This window comes from Rathayibacter sp. SW19, assembly GCF_030866825.1.
In the GTDB taxonomy this organism is placed as follows: Bacteria; Actinomycetota; Actinomycetes; order Actinomycetales; family Microbacteriaceae; genus Rathayibacter_A; species Rathayibacter_A soli.
Genome location: NZ_CP133020.1, coordinates 3,971,076 through 3,989,711 on the forward strand (window position 1 = coordinate 3,971,076; position 18,636 = coordinate 3,989,711).

Here is an 18,636-nt window from a genome sequence, read left to right on the forward strand (position 1 = left end):
TACCTCCTTATCTGATCTGGAATCCCTCAGCGAGTTGGCCACCCATGATGCGCTTTCTGGCAACCATCAATAGGACCACGGACGGAATGGACATCAGGATTGAAAAGACTGCGGCGACCTGGTTCGGATAGTTCAAGACGAGTGTGTACATCTCGGTTGGCATGGTGAAGATCGTTGGAGCTCCAACAAGATAGGTACCCTGAGCCTCATCGAACGCGGCAAGAAACGACATCACGGCGGCGACTAGGATCCCCGGCATCGCCATTGGAAGCGTGATGCTGATGAACACACGAAGCTTGGAAGCACCGGCATCCCTCGCGGCCTCTTCAAGATTTCGAGGTACAGCGGCGAAGGCCGCAGCAGGGATCCAGGTCATGAAGATGATTGTGCCGAGAATCTGCACGATCATAATCCCTAGGACGGTGTTCATCAGATTGAGCGCGTAGAACAGGGTTGCGAGCGTCGCGAACAGCCCTATCTTCGGGAACGCGTTCACCGCGAAAAGGCCGACTAAAAAAGACTTCCTTGCTACGAAGTTGTACCGTGCGAACGCGTAGGCCGCGGGCAGGCAGATTACTGCCGATGCGATAACAACCAGCGGCGTAATGATCAACGAATTGAGCACGGCCGTTCCCAGCGCAGGGTCACTGAACACCTCAGACCACCAATGCAGCGTCCAGGAACGCGGGGCGAGGCTCGGATATGTCCAGCTCCCTGCGAATGCGTGGACCGCAAGCCAGAGCAACGGGCCGAGGATGAACAAGATCATGAAGGCGACGAAAATCGCGATCAGTACACTGCTCGCGACCCCGCCAGAGCGACCCGGGGCAACCTCTTGTGCGCGGCCACCAGCCCTGGCCCGCCGCGCGTGCACCTTGGCGAGAGTCAGTGGGGTGGCATCGATCGTGTCAGCCATCAGACTCTTCCCTGTGTCTTTGCTCCACGAAAGTTCGCCCACACGTAGTACACGGCGATTCCCGATGCGGCGATGAAAATCGCAAACGCCATAACAACGGATTGCTGAGGCTGATTGAACGAGGTGAAGTAGTTGGTGAGTTCGACACCTAGCATGTTCGGTGTATTCGGGCCAGTGAAATACGGCACTGTGAAGGAACCGATGACACCGATTGCTGTGAATGTGCCCGCAATCACTATGGGTACAAAGGCCATCGGAATCATCACCGACCAAGCGATGCGGAGAGTCCCGGCCCCAGCATCACGCGCAGCCTCGATCATCGCGTCGGGAATGGATTGCATCCCCGATGTAATCAGTAGGACTGCGAACGGAAGCGACACCCACACCGAACCAATCACAACGGCAACGACGGTGTATCCGAACGTCGGCCCCACCAGCCCGAATGTGGCGAAGATGCTCCGAAGAAATCCGTCAGGGGCGTAGAACGTGATGATGGCCCACGATCCGATTACCACGGGGATGAAGAGCGGAACCACCGCCAGGCCGGACAGGAACGTGGCGACCACGCCGCCCTTCATACGCAGGTACAAAGCGATGCCGAGCGCCATGAAGAGCACAACAGCGGAACTGATCAGAGTCACCACAACAGTGACTAGAAGGTCAGCGAGAAACCTCGCAGAGGTAAATACTTCCTCGTACGCGGCCAGCGTGCCCCACCAGTGCGTCGCCTGATGCACATTGAGCCCGATCGTGGAGACCACCGAGTTCAGGCCACCTGTGAAGCCCAGCGTGAAGCCCAAGGCGAGGATGACCGGAAGCCCGATGAACACCACGACCAGGAGGATGGGCGGCAGCGCCATGACAAAGCCGAGAGGGGAGAGCTTGGACGTCCTCTTGACGACCGCACCCTTCCCAGCGAGTCGCTTTCGTAGGGGGGCCGTCGTCATTATTTCCCAGGTACCTTCTGCGCCCACAGGTTGTTCATGTCTTGGTTCATTGACGCGAAGTACGTCGGTCGAAGGTTGCTCGAATCCGTGCCCTTGAACGTGGTTTGCACCGATGCCGGCAACTGATCGAGACTGATGACTGGGTACCCGGCAACCGTGGTGACCATCAACTCCTGAGCTTGCGGAGTGAGCAACCAATTGGCGACCGTCAAGGCAGCCTTCTGGTGGGTCGAGGTCTTTGGAATACCGAGATAAGCCGCTCCGCCCGTGAGTGATGGATTGGAGATCTGCGTGTACTTCGTCGTTGGAGGCAACTGTCCGCTCTTCAAGCCCGTCAGCAATTGGTCGGACCAGATCGGCGTCATATCGATTTGACCACTACCAAGCAAATCGATTGCCGCAACGTTACCGTTCAGATACACACCTTTCTGGTAAACGTAGGGGTTGAGGCTCGCAAGCTCCGCCAAGCCCTGATCCCAATGGCTCTCGAGACTCTTGTCGTACCCCGTCACCATCTGTTCACGAACCGCGGCTGGGACGTACTTGTCGAGGACAGCCGTCACGAACGACTGGCCAGCGCCGCCCGTGTTCGGCGTGTTGTACGTGAACTTGCCCGGGTTTGCCTTGATCCAAGCCAACAAGTCGTCCATTGTTTTGGGTGGAGTCTTCACCGCGTCCGAGTTGTACGCCAGCAGCACGGACGAGCCACGATACGGAATCCCGCTCGTGCCGCCTGCCTTCAGCGTGCTTGCCGGCACGTTCTTGAGATTCGGAATATTCTTCGTTGATACGGGCGTGAGGAGGCCTGCCTGCGAAACTTGGCTGATGAATGCGCCATCGACGAGATCGTACCCCGGATCCTTCTTGGTTTGCGCAGCGCTGGTCAGCTTCGCGATGGTCTGAGTGTCATGCGTGCCATGCAGGTCGAGGATGACCTTGAAGCTGTAACCCTTGTGCGTCTTCTCGAACGCCGGGATTAGTGACTTCTGCCACAGGTCCTGGATATTGGCACCTCCACTTATGAAGACCGTGACCGAATCCTTGGAGGAACTTGACGCCGGACTACTTCCGGACGAACAGCCTGCTAGTGCCAGCAAACCAACCGCCGCGACAGCGGTGGCCAAAATCCCGCGATGTGTTTTCATGGTGATCCTTCTGATACTTCTCGGTAAATAGATCAGGTGACCCCACAGCGCGTCAGGGCGGCACCCAAGGGTAAATGGGGGTGCGGGCTAAGTGAGCGCCGTTGCCACTTTGTTAGAACGTATTGACATTTAACCGAAAAGTCAAGATGTACGAACATGAATTTACGGGATTGTAGTGCCGACGCGCACCACTGCAAATGCAAAGCGTGGAGCGTGGAGCGTGACGCATCATATGTCTTTACAAAGGATATTGTAAGAAGGCACGATGGTGGGGAGGCAATCTGATGCCCCCCTTCTCTCCAGGTTCACTAAGGCGGACTCATCCATGTACACAGGCGACAACATAAACCTGATGACGGGCGCGCGGAGCGTCTTCCAGGCCGGACGTGATACGCGCTGGGAACTCGTGGGACGCATCCCCCTCAGATTCGCGACCCACCACCCACAAGGACTGGCCTTCGCCGGAGACCGCATCATCCTTTCGTCGGTCGAGGTCACTGAGGAACCGCAACGCCTCCCGAATCCACCATGGAGAACTGCGGGTCGTGGCATTGGTCACGTATTTGTTCTGGACGACGAGGGAAGTCTCCTGCGCGACATCCTTCTTGCAGACGGTCACAACTATCACCCCGGCGGCATTGCTTTTGACGGGGCCGAGGTATGGGTGCCCGTGGCCGAGTACCGTCCCGCCAGCAACGCAATCGTATTCACAATCGATCCCGCAACGCTCGAGGTGACGGAGAGATTCCGGGTTCGGGATCATGTCGGCTGGATTGTCAGCGATGCCGAGAACGGGGTGCTGCACGGCGCCAACTGGGGATCCAGGGAGTTCACCACATGGACTCAAAATGGAACAGAACTCGATCGCTGGTCGAATCCGAGCGGTTTCGTCGACTACCAGGATGCACAGTATGCGGGAGGCGGACGAGTCTTGTGCAGCGGCATTGCGGTCCTACCGACTCAACACGGAAGTGACCCGTGCGAGCTCGGTGGCATCGCGATAGTCGACTTCCCGGCCCATCGGGTGCAACAAGAAATGCCAGTGGCCGCATTCAGTGATGCCGGACACGTCGTCACTCGCAATCCCTTCGCCCTCACCGAGGACTCCGGTGACATCCTGATGCACGTAGCGCCGGACGACGGCACGGACGCACAAGGCACCGCGCTCCTGACTTATCGGGCCGCGACATGAATATCCAAGAGGAATCCCGAAGCCTACGAGGCGTCGCGACCACGGCGGCGCGGAGTGTGCGCGATCAGCTGCTCGCCGCCTTCCGCACCACGATGCGGCTCGACTTCAAGCGCGACGTACACGACATCGTCACGGTGCACGACAAAGCCTCTGAGCGCCAGATCGTCTCCGTGATCCTCAGTGAGGTTCCCGACTCGACCATCATCGGCGAAGAGGGCGGAAAAATCGGCACGGGGCGGGTGATCTGGTACATTGACCCGATCGACGGCACCTCTAATTTCGCTCGCGGCATCGCCCTATGGTGCGTTTCCATCGCAGCCGTCATCGATGATCGTGTGGTTGCCGGCGTCGTCTTCAACCCGGTCAGCGGTGATCTGTTCAGCGCGGACCTCACCGGCGCCTGGCTGGGCGGGCGGAGACTTCACGCTCTGGCCGCAGAAAACGAGCTCTCAGCGACTATCGTCTCAAGCTTTCCCAACGCGCGTGACCTGCAACTCTTCGATGCCGCCGCCCTCGAGGCGCACGGCACGCTGCTGGTCGGCTTCCAGGCGGTACGCAACTTCGGCAGTGCCGCGCTGTGTCTCGCCCACGTTGCCGCCGGATGGGCCGACGCGACGATGGGGTTCTCGACCAGTCCGTGGGACGTTGCCGCCGGGATTTTGATCCTGGAACAGTCCGGCGGAAACTATCTCGGATACTCACGCGGTGCCATCGACTCCCCGGCCTTTCTCGCTCCCGACTTCATCGCGGTCGGCGGTGGCGGCACGCGGTACCCGACCCTGCTCGGGGTCGTGGAAGAGCTCTCCGGGTCGTACGACGCGCGTTAACTTCACGACATAAGAAGCCTTAAACGTCAGGGGTCAACGTACGCTTGTCCGAACACGTCGCCGTCGTATGCAACGAGCGACGCCGACCTAACGGTCGACGAGTGTGACCTCAAACGAATGCATGTCAGGGCGGTAGCAGTGGCGCCCATACTCAACAGCGCGACCCGAGCTGTCATATGCGGTCCTGTCCATGGTGAGCACCGGTGCGCCCTTGTCCATGTCCAGCAGCTTGCTCTCCGGGTTAGTCGCTCGCCTGGCCCCGATGCGCTCGCGGGCGACGCGCATGGTCGTGCCTCGGGCGCGCAAGACCTGATACAGGCCATAGCGCGTGAGATCGCTTTCACTCAGGTCTGCGAAATCCGCAGGGAGATGATTCTCGAGGATCGCGACGGGTGTGTCATCGGCGCTGCGCAAGCGCCGCAGATGCAGCACCGGTGAGCCCTCTGCCACCACGAGTAGCGCCGCTATCGCCTCGTCGGCCGGAATGACCTCGCGCACGAGGAGGACGGTTGACGGATGCCTGCCCGAGCGTTCGAGATCTTCGTGCAGACTTGTGAGCTCCACCTGACGGGTGATCTCACCGTGCACAACCTGAGTGCCGATTCCCCGACGCCTTACAAGAAGGCCTTTGTCTACGACGTCTTGGATCGCTCTGCGGATAGTCGGCCGTGACAAGCCAAGCCGCTCGCTGAGCGCAACTTCGTTCTCCAGTTTTGCCCCTGCCGGGAGCCGACCGTCGCGAATAGCCTCTTCGATTCGTGTCGCAACTTGGTAATACAACGGGATCGGACCTGAACGATCAATGCTCATGAACAAATCCGTTGACAGCGTGGTGTCTGCTGTGTCGCTCATTGCTCACCCCGGCTTTCTATGGCAGGACGCATCCCATTGTATATGTGCTGACATTATCAGAAACAACGACGCGTGCTACGCAAGGGCGGTCGCCGCCGCCTCGCCTCCGAGGGGAATGCCCCGACTCGCCGCGAGCGCACGGGTGATCTTCTGCCCCGTCACGACGTCGAGTCGGCCCTGCGCCGACCCGGTCGGCGGTGCCGTCCGCTCCGTCACCATGCGGTGGAACGCGACCAGTTCGCGTTCGAAAGCCTCCGCGACATCGCGGACGACTTCGACCGACTCTCCCTCGCCGTCCCGCGAGACGATGCGCAGCTCCGTCGGGGCATTGAGCAGATACGGCACGGTGAACTCAAGCTCGAGGCTGCCGGTCGTGTGATGCATCGTCACGGTTTCGCGATAGCGCGGATAGTTCTCCAGATAATGCCAATGCAGATGGAAACGCACCTCATCCGAGATAGTGCCGGAGACCTCCAGAGACCCCGGCGCATCCTGCGTCGCCCACAGTGTCGCACGCTCGATGTCGCGAATCTGTCCGAACAGGCTGCGCACCAGCGAGATATCGTGAATGAGACTACCCAGAATCACGTTCGCGTACAGGTCGCCGAACTCGCGCGGTGCCTCAGCTCCGATGGCCTCCCGGATCACCGCGTGACCGGCGTCGACGACGGCGGCGAGGGCATCCGGATCCGCGTCGTGCACCGGCCGCCGAATGTTCGCGTAGGCGAGTTGCGACGGCCCGCTCGGGTGCAGCACTTCGACATTCACATAACGCATTTCGGATGCCGTGGGCAAGCGTTCGCGTAGCCGCTGTACGGCCACGTCATATTCCTTCATGTACGCGAGAAGGAGCAGCGGTCTGTCCGCCACGGCCTCGGCGGCCTGCAGCCTGTCGATCTCGGCCAGCGTGTAGGCCAGCGGCTTTTCGCAGAACACGCCGACACCGCGCCTCACGCATTCTGCCGCCGCATCTCCGTGCGAGCCCGACGTGAGCAGCAGCACACCGTCGAGCGACTCCCGCTCGAGCATCTCGTCCAAGCTCGTGTGTCGATGTTCCGACCCGACACCGAACTGCTCGCCGACTGCGTTCGTCGCGGTGGCTGACAGGTCGGCGACGGCTGCGATCTCAAACAGGTCCCACCGTCGTTGCAACAGCGGGAGGTGCACAGACTGAGCCACGGCGCCGAGGCCTGCGACACCGACCCGGATTCTGCGAGTGGTTACAGCCACTTTCTCAATGCCTCCCGGTTCGTGCCGTGGTCGACAACGATCTGAGCCGGATCGTCGTCGATGCGCGGGATGGTGTCTTGCTCGACGATCAGCCAACCGTCAAAGCCGCTGGCGACGACCTCGTTCATGATGCCGTTCAGATCCAGATCTCCCTCCCCGAACGGCACGAACGCCCGACCGGCCCAAACTGCCCGCATGTCGCCTTTGCCCTTCACGACGGATTCCAGAACACTGCTGCGCGCATCTTTGAGGTGCAAGTGGTTGATGCGCTTTCTCCAGCGACGCCATCCGGTGAGCGGATCGCCACCACCGAGAATGAGGTGGCCGGTGTCGAAGGTGAGCCCGACATCCGTGCGGCTCAATAGCTGGTCGATCTCGGCAGGAGTTTCGACATAGGTGCAAGCGTGATGGTGGAACGTCGGCTCCAGCCCACGGCCGCGCACGCGTTCGACGGCGCGCGTGACATTGTCTGCGTACGGTTTCCACTGCTCGTCGGTCAGCGCGAACTGCGCTCCTCCACCCGGATTTGCCCTACGCATGGCGGAGCCGCTGCATGCCAGCGTTGGCAGTGGTAACCTGCTCGGCTCACCCTCGGCCGCCTCGACGAAAACATCGAGTGTGTCGTCGAGTGTCGCCAGCGCCGCGTCGAACGCCTCGCCATCGGAGAAGGGCAGATCGATCCAGCCGCCTGCGAGTTCGAGGCCGTAGCGGGTCAGTCGTTCTCGCAACTCGGCATCGCGCCCCAGAAACCCGACGGGCCCCATGTCTACCCCGGCATAGCCGGTGTCACGCAGGACTGTACACACCTCGTCAGCATTTGCAAGCTTGACACCATCCTCAGGACTCAACTCGAAAACGCCGAAGCTGACCGGCGCACCCGCCACCGTAATCATCGGTACTCCTTCTTTGGATCCCGGATTGGCAAAGATCAATATGTCTTTACAAACTCTAGTGCACGAGGGCGCCGCCTAGTAGCCGATATCGATGCCGCATTACCGCAGTCATGTTCGGACATACTATCATTATCTGTTACAGGCCGCGGAATCGGCCGAAAGGCAGAAATGATCTCACTCGAACCGTTCTCGGCGTCGACGCTGACGCAGCTGCTGCTTCTCGTCGTCGCGTTCGTCCTCTCTGCTGTTATCGGATTCGAGCGACAGCGTCACCTCAAAAGCGCGGGGCTGCGTACGCACACTCTGGTCGGCCTTGGGGCGGCCGTGTTTACGCTCGTCTCCGCTTACGGGTTCAGCACCGTAATCGGCACGGAGGTCGTGCTTGACCCTTCCCGTATTGCCGCGCAGATCGTGTCCGGCATCGGCTTCCTCGGCGCGGGAGTCATCTTCGTGAGACAGAACGTCGTCAACGGGCTTACGACAGCAGCGTCCATCTGGGTGACGGCCGCCATCGGAATGGCATGCGGGGCAGGCATGCTCGTGCTGGCGACATCCGCGACGCTTCTGTATCTCGCTGCGGTCGGCGTGCTCACGATTCTCGGCCGCAGGATTCCGACCATCGACAAGGATCAGATCTTCATCGTGCAGTACAAGGAGGGTCGCGGCATTCTGCGTCTGATCCTGGTCGCAGCCACCCGGCTCGGCTACGAGGCGTCCCTGACAGACACACGCAAGATCGAGGCTGTAGGCAAGGCACCGCGCGTCATCGCACAGATGAAGTTCCACGCCAAAAAGCCAGGCCCGCTCGAAGACCTCGTCGAGGGCCTCTCGGAGATCCGCGGAGTCGTCTCGGTGAAGGTAACGAAGGAGGAGAACGACTGAGCTGTTGTGGTGAGATTGCCGAAACAGCCGGCGCACAAGCTCCCGCCGCTCGGCTACCGGAGCAGCGGGCGCTGCACCGTGCGCTCATGCTCGTACTGAAGCCGAGCCCTCTGGGTCGACTCGAGAGCTGATACCGCGGCTACCGGCACGTCCCACCACCCTTCTCCATCTGGCGAGAACAGCAGAGGGTCACTGTTCACGTGGATGAGAGTTGCCGTGTTGGATGCTTTAGCCCGGACGAGCGCGTCACGCAGGCGAGCGATCACATCCGGGGCCGGCTCGACTCGAATGACGTCGATGCCGAGGCTTGCCGCGTTCGCCGCCAGATCCACCGGGAGCCGCTCACCCGCCTCGAACCCGTTGTGCTCCTCATCGCGATACCGATATTTGGTGCCATAGCGCTGTGAACCGACCGTGTCGCTCAGAGCGCCGATCGACGCGAATCCGTCGTTCTGGACCAGCACGACGATCACCTTGATACCCTCGGCCACGGCCGTCACCAGTTCGGTATGCATCATCAGATAGGAGCCGTCACCGACCATGATGAACACGTCACGATCCGGCGCACCGCGCTTGACTCCGAGTCCTCCGGCGATCTCGTAACCCATGCACGAGTATGCATACTCCACGTTGTAGCCGAGGTCATCACGCACACGCCACAACTTGTGCAGGTCGCCCGGTAGCGACCCTGCCGCGCAGACCACGACATCGCGTGGGGTGCACGCAGCGTTGACCGCACCGATGATCTCCGCTTGCGCGGGAAGCGGTGCGCCGCTCGGCGTGAACGCCGCGTCAACGACGGCGTCCCAATGCGTTTTCTCGCGGGCAACTCGTGCGCCGTACTCCGCGGAGGTGCGCGCGTCACCGAGGGCTGCGGTCAGCGCATCGAGAGCCTCACGCGCATCCGCGACGACCGGAATGCTACTGCCGAGCTTGAATGCATCGAAGCCGGCGACGTTCACATTGACGAACGTCACGTCCGGATTCTGGAATGCCGACCGCGACCCCGTCGTGAAATCGCTGTACCGCGTCCCGATGCCGATCACCAGGTCCGCGTCCGCCGCGAACCGGTTAGCAGCCGTGGTACCCGTCGCACCGACCGCTCCCAAACACAGCGCGTGATCCCACGGCAACGCGCCGACGCCGGCCTGCGAGGTGCCGACCGCGATCCCGCTCGCTTCGACGAACGCACGCAATGAGCCGGCCGCATCCGAATAGATCACGCCGCCGCCCGCGACGATGAACGGCTTCTTCGCGTTCCGGATGGCGTGCGCGGCACGCTCAAGCGCCTCACGATCCGGCTGCGGCCTGCGGATGTGCCATTCGCGGTCTTCGAGGAACTCGACCGGCACGTCAAGCGCCTCGGCCTGCACATCCTCCGGCAGCGCGATCACGACGGCGCCGGTCTCCACGGGATCGGTGAGCACGCGGATGGCCGAAAGCGCGGCGGAGAACAACTGCTCCGGACGTTGCACTCGATCGAAGAAGCGCGACAACGGCTTGAACGCATCGTTGACGGACAGACTGCCATCGTGCGGCGCCTCGAGTCCTTGCAAAACCGGGTCGCCGACCCTCGTTGCGAACGTGTCAGAAGGCAGCAGCAGCACAGGCAGCCGGTTGGTCGTCGCCAAGGCAGCACCGGTGAGCATGTTGGTCGCACCTGGTCCAACGGACGACGTGCATGCGAAGGTTGCGCGACGGCGACGCATCCGGGCGAACCCGACGGATTCGTGCACCATCGCCTGCTCGTTGCGTGCCTGGTGGTACGGCATGAGCGTCGGATCCTCAACGGCAAACTGCTTGAGCGCCTGCCCGATGCCTGCAACGTTTCCGTGGCCGAAGATACCGAACATTCCGGGGATCGTTCGTTCCCGCAGCTCACCGTCAACTGTCCACTGGTGGGCGAGAAACTCCACAAGTGCCTGAGCGACGGTCATCCTCCTGGTCGTCATCGGTTGTCTCCATTCAATCTCGCATACGGCAGCCGCGGGTCGATCTCCTGACCGTCCCACATCCCGCGGACCCAGGCGTGTGCCGGGTCGTCCGTGATGTTCCAGACCCGCTCGTCGTCCGGGCCCGCCATCACATTCAGGTAGTACAGGTCGTAGCCCGGCGCCGCGGCGGCCGGGCCGTGATAGCCGAAGGGCACGAGTGCGATATCGCCCGTGCGAACGAGAGCGTTGGTCGCCATCTCTCCTCCCGACGACGTGTACGTGGCGAACATGCCGAATGGCGCGGCCCCGTCTGACCCACTCGCACCGCGCGTGACCGCGGTCTCGAAGTAGTAGATCTCCTCGAGTCGCGATTCCACGCCCGGCACGTGCTCGTCGTGCTTGTGCGCCGGATACGATGACCAGTTCTCGGCAGGCGTGATCACCTCACAGACGATCAGCTTCGCCGCGTCGAGCGCGCCTGGTGTTCCGAAGTTGTGCACCTGTCTGCTCGATCGTCCTGCTCCGCGCAGCTCGACGGGCACGTCGTCGCGCGCGATGTACTGCGTCGGTTTGCGAACGGATGCCGGCGCCTCGGCAACCGCGACCCTCCCGCTTCCCCTGATCGACAGCGAGCATCCTGCCCCGGCATAGAGCACATCCGTAGGCCCGTCGAAGACGCTGGAACGACCTCCCAATTCGTAGTCGTGCGACATGGCGCCACCATCACCATCACCGCCACTGCCGTCGCCATCGACGCCACCACCATCACCGACGTGCACCCGGAACGAGCCGGCGAGTGGAACGACGATGCGCTCCACCTCGCCTGCGTCGAGCGCGAGCGCGGTGCCCGCTAACGGTTCGCCGATGCGGATTCCGGTGTGTCGCCATCCGTCGACCTGCGCGTCGATAACGCTCGACCACCCGTCGCGCTTGGTTGTACCTGCCGGAAAAAGCCACTCGTTCGTTTGCACCGGTTGTTCCCCCTCCACTCAGGCGTGCACGAGCCGCGCCGCGGTGTCGACCACGCCGGCGACATCGCCATCCGCTGGATACAGAATGGTGCGCCCAACGACCAGACCGTGAACTCCGGGCAGCGCCAGCGCGTGCTCCCAGGAACGGTACGTCTCATCTGGCCTGCCGTTCAGGTCACCGCCGAGCAACAACGTCGGCAGTGTCGAGCCTTGCATGACGCGTTCCATCTGCGGAACAACCGGCAGCTTGAGCCAGGTGTACGCCGAACTCGCGCCAAGCCCTGCCGCGATCGCCATGGAGATGATCACCGCTTCCGCGCTCAGGTCGTTGTGGATGTGCCCGTCGGCCCATTCGCTGATGAACGGTTCGATCATGATCGGCAGTTTGCGCTCGGCCGCGTGGGTGACGGCGCGCGCCGTGCGCTCAAGGGTGCTCGCCGTGTGCTGGTCTGCGAGATTGATCCTCAGCAGGAGTTTGGCGAAGTCGAGACCCGATTCGGCGATCGAGTCGATGTCGTAGCTTGTGTAGCGGTCATCCATTTCGAAGACCGCGCCGCGCAGCCCGCCCCGGTTCATCGAGCCGACGGCGATCTTGTCGTCGAGCACGCCCAGGATCGCCAGGTCCTCGATGATGTCCGGGGTTCCGAGCACGCCGTCCACACCGGGTCTGCTCAGCGCGAGTGCGAGCCGCTGCAGCAGGTCGTAGCGGTTGGCCATTGCCATGGCGTCATCCCCCACACCCAGCGCACCGCGAGCGGGATGGTCCGCTGCGATGATGAACAGCCGGTTGTCTCCGACCGCGAGCGGCCTGCGTCGCCGAGCGTCGAGTGCGTGAGTTATCGCAGCCGGCTCCGTGAGCCTGACGCTGCGGATGTGCGCAAAGTCGCTCGCAGTCAGCGGTCCTTCGATCGTGTCGACCGGGAATTCACGCGGTGGCATTGACGTCTCCCGTCGCTGTGCCGCCGAGCGGGCCGCCGAGCAGGCCGGCATCGCCAGTGCCGACCGAAAGCGACCCGGCACGGAGGGCGTCCTCGACCTCGTCACTGGATGGCATCGCGGTCGAGCACTCCAGTCGGGAGGCCACGATCGCCCCTGCGACATTCGAGAATGCGATCACCCGTTCCAACGGCCAGCCCTCGAGCAGGCCATGGCAAAGTGCCCCGCCGAAGCCGTCGCCGGCACCGAGCCCGTTGACGACCTCGACCGGGAACGCGCCGACCTCGACTGTTTCATCACGAGTCTTCGCCAGCACACCGCGCGGCCCCTGCTTGACCACCGCAAGCTGCACGCCTCGATCGAGCAAAGCATCCGCTGCGCGCATCGGCTCGGTCTCGCCGACGGCGACCTCGCACTCTTCGGCATTGCCAACAGCGACCGTAACTTGCTCCAGCGCACGGGACACTTCGTGGTGCGCCACATCTCGTGATTCCCAGAACATCGGTCGGTAGTCGAGGTCGAGGATCGTCAGCGGCGCACGTCCGCGCGCTGCCCAGGCGGCGTGATGAGCCGAGCGGCTCGGCTCCTGCGAGAGCCCTGTCACCGTGGCCCAGAAGATCTTCGCGTCTGCGATCGCGGCCAGGTCCAGCTCGTCATCGTTGATCACGAGGTCCGGTGCGATCGGGGCCCGATAAAAGTAGATCGGAAAGTCATCAGGCGGGAAGACCTCACAGAACGTCACCGGGGTGTTCAAGCCCTCGACACCGCTGACGAACCGATCGTCGACTCCGAGCCGACTCAGTTCTCGGTGCACGAACCGTCCGAACGGATCGTTGCCGACCCTGGTAATCACGGCCGAACGCAGTCCATGCCGGGCTGCGGCAATCGAGACGTTGGTCGCGCTGCCACCGAGGAACTTCGCGAATGTCTCGACGTCCTCCAGTCCGACGCCATGCTGGAGCGGGTAGATGTCGACACCGACTCTGCCGATGGTAATGACGTCGAAGCGATCTGACTGTGCGTGCTCAGGCAGTGCGCGCTCGGTCGGTGCCGGCTCCGTTGGTATGGGCTCTGTCATGCTGCGCGAAGGCCTTCTCTTCGTAAGAATCAGTGAATCCTCACGATACACGACTTTTGCCAGCTTTGTTAGGACATATTGACAACCCGCGAGAGTGTCGATATCTCCGGCACTACGCGGCCGGACCGTTCAGGCGCCCGAGGAGGGCGGCGATCTGACGCAGGTCATCCAGCGGCCAGGCGCGAAGGCGGGTGTGCATCAGTGCCGCGTTTCCGGCGCGCACCTCCTCGAGTCTTGCCACGGCGCGCGGCGTGAGCGCCATGATGCGTGCACGGCCGTCACTCGGGTCAACCCGTAACTCGACCAGCCCGAGCTCTTCCAGCTGGCGGGCCTGCCTGCTGATCATGCTCCGGTCGACCGCGAGATGGTCGGCAAGAGAGCCGGCATGAAGCGGCCCGCAGCGACCCAGCGTCTGCAACACCGTCAAACCGAACGGTTGCAGTGCCGGATCCACACGCACGGCAGTATCGCGGATGCTTGCCCTGACATGGCCCATCAGCACGCTCAGCTGCTCCTCGACATCCACGATCGCGTCCCCCACAGCGGCATCCGTCACCGCACCCACAGCGGCATCCATCGCAGCTTCCGGCGCGTCCCGCACGGCGGCATCCGTCACCGCAGTCGCGGGGGCATCCGTATCACGCATCTCAGTCATGATCTCCGCCTCCTAACGCGAACCCGCCCCGGGCGCGTCCCCATGCGCGCTGTCGATCACCCGAATCGAACCGGTCGGGTGCGCTTGACCGACCGGCGGGAGCGCCACATATCCGGCGCTCACGCCGATCAGGGTGTCTTCCACATCTTCCACCTCGACCTGGTGCGCTGCGTGCTTGTCGCGCTGGAGGTCGATCGCGTTCTTGGTGCCGAGTGGGATGTTGGGCAGCAACGCGACCATGATGAGTGTGACCACGGCCAGCGGTGCTGCAACCAAAAACACCAACCCGACGCCGGAGCCGTACGCCGACTCGACCAGCACTCGAATCGCACCCGGAAGGCTCGCGACGTGCGGGATCGTCCCATCGCCGAGGGCGTGCGCTGCAACAGCCTGGTTGGCCGGGCTCAGAGCGCCGACGCCGTCTTTGATGTGGTTGGCGATGTAGGTGCCGAGAACCGTGCCCATCACCGACACGCCGATGGTGCCACCGAGGCTGCGGAAGAATGTCACTCCGCTTGTGGCGACACCGAGACGTGCTACGTCCGTCGTGTTCTGCACAACCAGCACCAGGTTCTGCATGATCATGCCGACGCCGACGCCGAGAATGAACATGTAGACGCCGACTAGCACCAGGCTGGTCTGATATTGCAGGCTGCCCAACAGGAGCGAGCCGGCGACGATCAGCACAGAGCCGGACACCATGATCGACTTCCACTTGCCGCGGCGGCTGATCAGGTTTCCGAACAGGGTCGAGGATATCAGCAGGCCAGCCATCATCGGAATGGTCAGCAGTCCGGACTCGGTGGGCGTCGCACCGCGCGCCAACTGCATGTACTGCGCCAGGTAGACCGAGGTGCCGAACATCGACACGCCGACAGAGATACTGGCGATGACGGACAGGGTGAAGGTTCGGTTCTTGAAAAGCGAAAGCGGGATGATCGGCTCCTTCGCTTTGAACTCGACGATGACGGCGGTAATCAACAGCGCCGCCGCACCGAGCACCATCGCAAACGAGGTCAGCGATGCCCACTCGAACTGAGTGCCGGCCAGAGTCACCCAGACCAGCAGGAGCGAGACTCCGGCGGTAATCAGCACGGCACCCAAATAGTCGATCGAGACCGCTCGCTTGGCAAGCTTCGGCAGGTGCAGAGTGCGCTGCAGCAGCAGGATTGCGACGATCGCAACGGGCAGCGCAATGAAGAAGTTCCAGCGCCAGCCGAAGGCATCCGTCACCACGCCACCGAGTAGCGGGCCGCCGATCGTGCCGAGCGCCATGACTGCACCGAACAGTCCGGCGTACTTGCCGCGTTCACGCGGACTGATGATGTCGGCCATGATGATCTGGCTGAGCGCGGCAAGGCCGCCGGCACCGAGGCCCTGCAACACCCGGAAGCCGATCAGGGTACCGGTGTTCTGCGAGAACCCGGCCAAGGCCGAGCCGAGCACGAAAACGACAAGTGCGAGCTGGATGAGCAGCTTTCGGTTGAAGAGGTCGGCGAACTTGCCCCAGAGCGGGGTCGAGACCGTGGTCGCCAACAGGGTGGCCGTGATAACCCAGGTATAAGCGGACTGGTCGCCCTTCAAGTCGGAGATGATCAACGGCATCGAGGTGCTGACCACCGTGCCGGCCAGGATCGAGACGAACATGCCGAGGAGGAGCCCTGACAAAGCTTCGAGCACTTGGCGGTGGGTCATTCCCCCGCCGGCGGCCACGGGCTCCGATACTGCTGTGCGTGCTGCGCTGCCTGCTGCGCTGCCTTCTGTGCTGCGTTCTTTGGTGCGTGATTGCGTGGGACGCGTGTCGCGTGACATCTGACTCCTGCTAATAATTGACAACGGTCAACTATATAGCGATAGTTGACTTTCGTCAACTACTTTGAGACTGAACTCTCAACGGGCAGACCCTTCGACAAGCTCTGGGAACGAGCTCTGCCCGGCATCACCTTTCGCACCGTCTCTGCGACTACAGCAGCCGCCGCTCCAGCGCCCACGCCGTCAGCTCGTGCCGCGACGAAAGCTGCAACTTGCGGAGCACGGCAGACACGTGCGTTTCCACGGTCTTGATCGAGATGAACAACTCGGCCGCGACCTCTTTATAGGAATACCCGCGCGCAATCAGCCGCATAACCTCACGCTCGCGGGCCGACAAACGGTCCAGTTCGTCGCTCGCCTCCGCTTGCTCACCGGATGCCGCCCCAAACGCATCCAGAACAAAGCCGGCCAGGCGCGGGGAGAACACCGCGTCGCCGTCTGCGACGGCGCGAACGGCCTGTGAGACCTGGGTACCCGAGCTGCCCTTGGTGATGTAGCCGCGCGCTCCCGCCCGGATGACGCCGACGACGTCCTCAGCGGAATCCGAGACACTCAACGCCAGGAACCGGGTGTTCGGGCAGCGCCCCGAACAGCGGCGTAACACTTCAGCGCCACCGCTCGCCCCGGCGGCAGCGGCCACGCCAGCGGCAGCACCACCAACACCCCCAGTGGCGCCACCGACTCCACCGGCACCGGCCCCGCCGGCTCCGCCCGGCAGGTGCACGTCGAGCAGCACGACGCGCGGTTGATGCTCGACGATGGCCTCGACGGCAGAACTCACATCGCCGGCCTCGGCGAGCACCTGGATCGACGCATCCAAATCGGCGCGCAGCCCGGAACGGAAAATGGAGTGATCGTCAACGATCACCACCGTGATCGGCGAATCATTCACGTGTATCCCTCCTTCTCCTCAGGTTCAAACCCCTTGGGTTCAACCCCCTCAGGGGCGACTTTCTGAGGCCGAGCATTCTCACTCCCCGTACTCCTCTCACTCCCCGTGCTCTGCCGTTCGATATGCACGTGCACTTCCGTGCCGACGCCGCCCGCGCCCGGCGCGACGGTTGCACGTCCGCCGGCGCGACGCATCCGCCCGACGATCGATTCCCGCACGCCGAGTCGATCGGCCGGCACCGCAGCCGGGTCGAAGCCGGCGCCACGATCGCGTACGAACACATCGAGGGCGGATGCCGAGCCCTCCAGATATACGGACACGTCACCGCCCGCGTGCCGCGCGGCATTGAGCATCGCCTCTCGCACGGCCGCTGCAACCTCGCCGTTCGACGACTGAAGGCTGGGGGAGCCGACACTGCCGCCGACGGTGATCACTTCGATGTGCACCGGATAGTCGAGTTCGAGCGCTGCCGCGAAATCGCGCAACTCGCTGCCCAGATCGCCCTCGACCGGGCCGCCGCCCGCGTACAGCCATTCGCGCAACTCTCGTTCCTGCGCCCGCGCAATGCGGGCAACCTCGCTGGATGCGCCGGCCCGATTCTGAATCAGCGCGAGCGTCTGGAGCACGGAATCGTGTAGGTGCGCGGCGATCTCCGCCCGCTGCTCCTCACGCACCCGCTTGGTGCGCTCTGCGATCACCTCCTGCCAGAGCCGCAACCCCCACGGCCCGAGCAGAACCACCAGCCCCGCCAACAAGGTGACCAGCACCAGGAGCAACTCGAGCACGGGGTGTGACCCGCTCGCGAACATCTGCAGTAGCGCGACACCGAGAAGCAGCACGCCCGCCAAAATTCGAATGACGGATGCCGATCGCGGCCGAGCAGTGCCGCTCACGTCCACGAATTGCTCCCATGCGACCGCTCCCGCCGCGCACGCGATCATCGAGACCGCAGCAGTGACCAGCGGAATCGCGACGTTCGCATCCGGGTTGCTCGCATCCTGGCCGGTCAGCACGAGGACGAATCCGGCGCTCACCGCGGCGACCGCCAGCAGCAGCCAGGCGACGGGCACGCCACGGTGCACTCCCGCACCGTGCAAACCGGGCACGTTGTACCGGCCGGGCGCCTCGTGCACGCCGGCCACCTCCCGTGGGAAATCAGCTCGCTCGAGCGGCACAAGTGCCCACAGCCACAGGTAGAGCAGCAGTCCGGCGCCACCGCAGAAAGCCAGGCCGACGGCAAGCCAACGCATGCTCAACACCGATACGCCGAGATGGCGCGCCAAGCTCTCGCACACGCCACCGAGCACGCACTCGCGCGGGCGCTGAAGGGGCGCTCGCCCGGGGCGCACGGGGGCGGGGGGTGCGGCGGGAGTCACGTAAGCATCCAATCAGAGTCCGCAAGCTCGTGGGCGGTGCAGTGCAAGATTCAGGGTGCGCTCAGGGGAGTCCCTGATAGCGGCAGGCGGCCGGCGCC

General features: G+C 63.0%; 17 protein-coding genes. 3 read left to right on the top strand and 14 right to left on the bottom strand.

What is annotated here, in order from left to right; genetic code table 11:
• Positions 1 to 7: 7 nt before the first annotated feature.
• Genes QU604_RS18330 through QU604_RS18340 form a run of 3 tightly spaced genes read right to left on the bottom strand, consistent with a single transcriptional unit; the run spans position 8 to position 3,008 of the window.
• Entirely contained in the window at positions 8 to 916 is a 909-nt protein-coding gene (locus QU604_RS18330) for an ABC transporter permease (protein ID WP_308466044.1), read from the bottom strand.
• Positions 916 to 1,863 carry an ABC transporter permease gene (locus QU604_RS18335; RefSeq protein ID WP_308466045.1) on the bottom strand — a complete coding sequence of 316 codons (948 nt, stop codon included), beginning with the start codon at positions 1,861 to 1,863 and terminating at the stop codon, positions 916 to 918. Before QU604_RS18335 ends, QU604_RS18330 begins: the two co-directional genes overlap by 1 nt.
• On the bottom strand, positions 1,863 to 3,008 hold the full coding sequence (locus QU604_RS18340; RefSeq protein ID WP_308466046.1) for an extracellular solute-binding protein: 1,146 nt from the start codon (positions 3,006 to 3,008) through the stop codon (positions 1,863 to 1,865). Before QU604_RS18340 ends, QU604_RS18335 begins: the two co-directional genes overlap by 1 nt.
• A 352-nt stretch (positions 3,009 to 3,360) precedes the next feature.
• On the opposite strand from QU604_RS18340, the gene QU604_RS18345 reads away from it, so the two are divergent.
• Together QU604_RS18345 and QU604_RS18350 are read left to right on the top strand one after the other, a co-directional pair.
• Positions 3,361 to 4,200 (top strand): DUF6454 family protein, encoded by an 840-nt coding sequence (locus QU604_RS18345; RefSeq protein WP_308466047.1) that lies wholly within the window; start codon positions 3,361 to 3,363, stop codon positions 4,198 to 4,200.
• Complete coding sequence (locus QU604_RS18350; RefSeq protein ID WP_308466048.1) at positions 4,197 to 5,027, top strand: inositol monophosphatase family protein; 831 nt, start codon at positions 4,197 to 4,199, stop codon at positions 5,025 to 5,027. The genes QU604_RS18345 and QU604_RS18350 overlap by 4 nt, the downstream gene beginning before the upstream one ends.
• An 87-nt stretch (positions 5,028 to 5,114) precedes the next feature.
• Here the strand turns inward: QU604_RS18350 and QU604_RS18355 are convergent, their stop codons facing one another.
• The 3 genes from QU604_RS18355 to QU604_RS18365 all read right to left on the bottom strand — a co-directional run bounded on the left by QU604_RS18355 (position 5,115) and on the right by QU604_RS18365 (position 8,002).
• Positions 5,115 to 5,879: a GntR family transcriptional regulator gene (locus QU604_RS18355; protein ID WP_308466049.1), complete on the bottom strand. Its 765-nt coding sequence runs from the start codon at positions 5,877 to 5,879 to the stop codon at positions 5,115 to 5,117.
• Between the two features lie 75 nt (positions 5,880 to 5,954).
• On the bottom strand, positions 5,955 to 7,109 hold the full coding sequence (locus QU604_RS18360; protein WP_308466050.1) for a Gfo/Idh/MocA family protein: 1,155 nt from the start codon (positions 7,107 to 7,109) through the stop codon (positions 5,955 to 5,957).
• A complete protein-coding gene (locus QU604_RS18365; protein WP_308466051.1) occupies positions 7,100 to 8,002 on the bottom strand; it encodes a sugar phosphate isomerase/epimerase family protein in 903 nt (300 codons plus the stop codon). Before QU604_RS18365 ends, QU604_RS18360 begins: the two co-directional genes overlap by 10 nt.
• Before the next feature lie 168 nt (positions 8,003 to 8,170).
• Here QU604_RS18365 and QU604_RS18370 point away from each other — a divergent pair, with 168 nt between their 5' ends.
• Positions 8,171 to 8,884, top strand: coding sequence for an MgtC/SapB family protein (locus QU604_RS18370; protein WP_308466052.1), 714 nt, complete (start codon positions 8,171 to 8,173; stop codon positions 8,882 to 8,884).
• A 53-nt stretch (positions 8,885 to 8,937) separates the two neighbouring features.
• On the opposite strand, the gene iolD is transcribed toward QU604_RS18370, so the two are convergent.
• The 8 genes from iolD to QU604_RS18410 form a co-directional block, all read right to left on the bottom strand.
• A complete protein-coding gene (iolD, locus tag QU604_RS18375) occupies positions 8,938 to 10,836 on the bottom strand; it encodes a 3D-(3,5/4)-trihydroxycyclohexane-1,2-dione acylhydrolase (decyclizing) (RefSeq protein ID WP_308466053.1) in 1,899 nt (632 codons plus the stop codon).
• Complete coding sequence (iolB, locus tag QU604_RS18380; protein ID WP_308466054.1) at positions 10,833 to 11,789, bottom strand: 5-deoxy-glucuronate isomerase; 957 nt, start codon at positions 11,787 to 11,789, stop codon at positions 10,833 to 10,835. The genes iolD and iolB overlap by 4 nt, the downstream gene beginning before the upstream one ends.
• A gap of 18 nt (positions 11,790 to 11,807) precedes the next feature.
• Positions 11,808 to 12,728 (bottom strand): class I fructose-bisphosphate aldolase, encoded by a 921-nt coding sequence (locus QU604_RS18385; RefSeq protein WP_308466055.1) that lies wholly within the window; start codon positions 12,726 to 12,728, stop codon positions 11,808 to 11,810.
• Positions 12,715 to 13,803, bottom strand: coding sequence for a 5-dehydro-2-deoxygluconokinase (gene iolC / locus QU604_RS18390; RefSeq protein ID WP_308466056.1), 1,089 nt, complete (start codon positions 13,801 to 13,803; stop codon positions 12,715 to 12,717). The genes QU604_RS18385 and iolC overlap by 14 nt, the downstream gene beginning before the upstream one ends.
• Before the next feature lie 112 nt (positions 13,804 to 13,915).
• A complete protein-coding gene (locus QU604_RS18395; protein WP_308466057.1) occupies positions 13,916 to 14,458 on the bottom strand; it encodes a MarR family winged helix-turn-helix transcriptional regulator in 543 nt (180 codons plus the stop codon).
• A gap of 12 nt (positions 14,459 to 14,470) precedes the next feature.
• Entirely contained in the window at positions 14,471 to 16,153 is a 1,683-nt protein-coding gene (locus tag QU604_RS18400) for an MDR family MFS transporter (RefSeq protein ID WP_308468971.1), read from the bottom strand.
• Positions 16,154 to 16,421: 268 nt separating this feature from the next.
• A complete protein-coding gene (locus QU604_RS18405; RefSeq protein ID WP_308466058.1) occupies positions 16,422 to 17,162 on the bottom strand; it encodes a LuxR C-terminal-related transcriptional regulator in 741 nt (246 codons plus the stop codon).
• Positions 17,159 to 18,538: a PspC domain-containing protein gene (locus tag QU604_RS18410; protein WP_308466059.1), complete on the bottom strand. Its 1,380-nt coding sequence runs from the start codon at positions 18,536 to 18,538 to the stop codon at positions 17,159 to 17,161. Before QU604_RS18410 ends, QU604_RS18405 begins: the two co-directional genes overlap by 4 nt.
• Between the last annotated feature and the right edge of the window lie 98 nt (positions 18,539 to 18,636).

Bases quoted from the DNA above. Each gene is read 5' to 3' on its own strand.
- QU604_RS18350 (WP_308466048.1), top strand. From the start codon at position 4,197: ATGAATATCCAAGAGGAATCCCGAAGCCTACGAGGCGTCGCGACCACG.
- QU604_RS18400 (WP_308468971.1), bottom strand. From the start codon at position 16,153: ATGACCCACCGCCAAGTGCTCGAAGCTTTGTCAGGGCTCCTCCTCGGC.
- QU604_RS18395 (WP_308466057.1), bottom strand. From the start codon at position 14,458: ATGACTGAGATGCGTGATACGGATGCCCCCGCGACTGCGGTGACGGAT.
- iolC (WP_308466056.1), bottom strand. From the start codon at position 13,803: ATGACAGAGCCCATACCAACGGAGCCGGCACCGACCGAGCGCGCACTG.
- QU604_RS18335 (WP_308466045.1), bottom strand. From the start codon at position 1,863: ATGACGACGGCCCCCCTACGAAAGCGACTCGCTGGGAAGGGTGCGGTC.
- QU604_RS18330 (WP_308466044.1), bottom strand. From the start codon at position 916: ATGGCTGACACGATCGATGCCACCCCACTGACTCTCGCCAAGGTGCAC.
- QU604_RS18370 (WP_308466052.1), top strand. From the start codon at position 8,171: ATGATCTCACTCGAACCGTTCTCGGCGTCGACGCTGACGCAGCTGCTG.
- QU604_RS18345 (WP_308466047.1), top strand. From the start codon at position 3,361: ATGACGGGCGCGCGGAGCGTCTTCCAGGCCGGACGTGATACGCGCTGG.
- QU604_RS18365 (WP_308466051.1), bottom strand. From the start codon at position 8,002: ATGATTACGGTGGCGGGTGCGCCGGTCAGCTTCGGCGTTTTCGAGTTG.
- QU604_RS18340 (WP_308466046.1), bottom strand. From the start codon at position 3,008: ATGAAAACACATCGCGGGATTTTGGCCACCGCTGTCGCGGCGGTTGGT.
- iolD (WP_308466053.1), bottom strand. From the start codon at position 10,836: ATGACGACCAGGAGGATGACCGTCGCTCAGGCACTTGTGGAGTTTCTC.
- QU604_RS18385 (WP_308466055.1), bottom strand. From the start codon at position 12,728: ATGCCACCGCGTGAATTCCCGGTCGACACGATCGAAGGACCGCTGACT.
- QU604_RS18355 (WP_308466049.1), bottom strand. From the start codon at position 5,879: ATGAGCGACACAGCAGACACCACGCTGTCAACGGATTTGTTCATGAGC.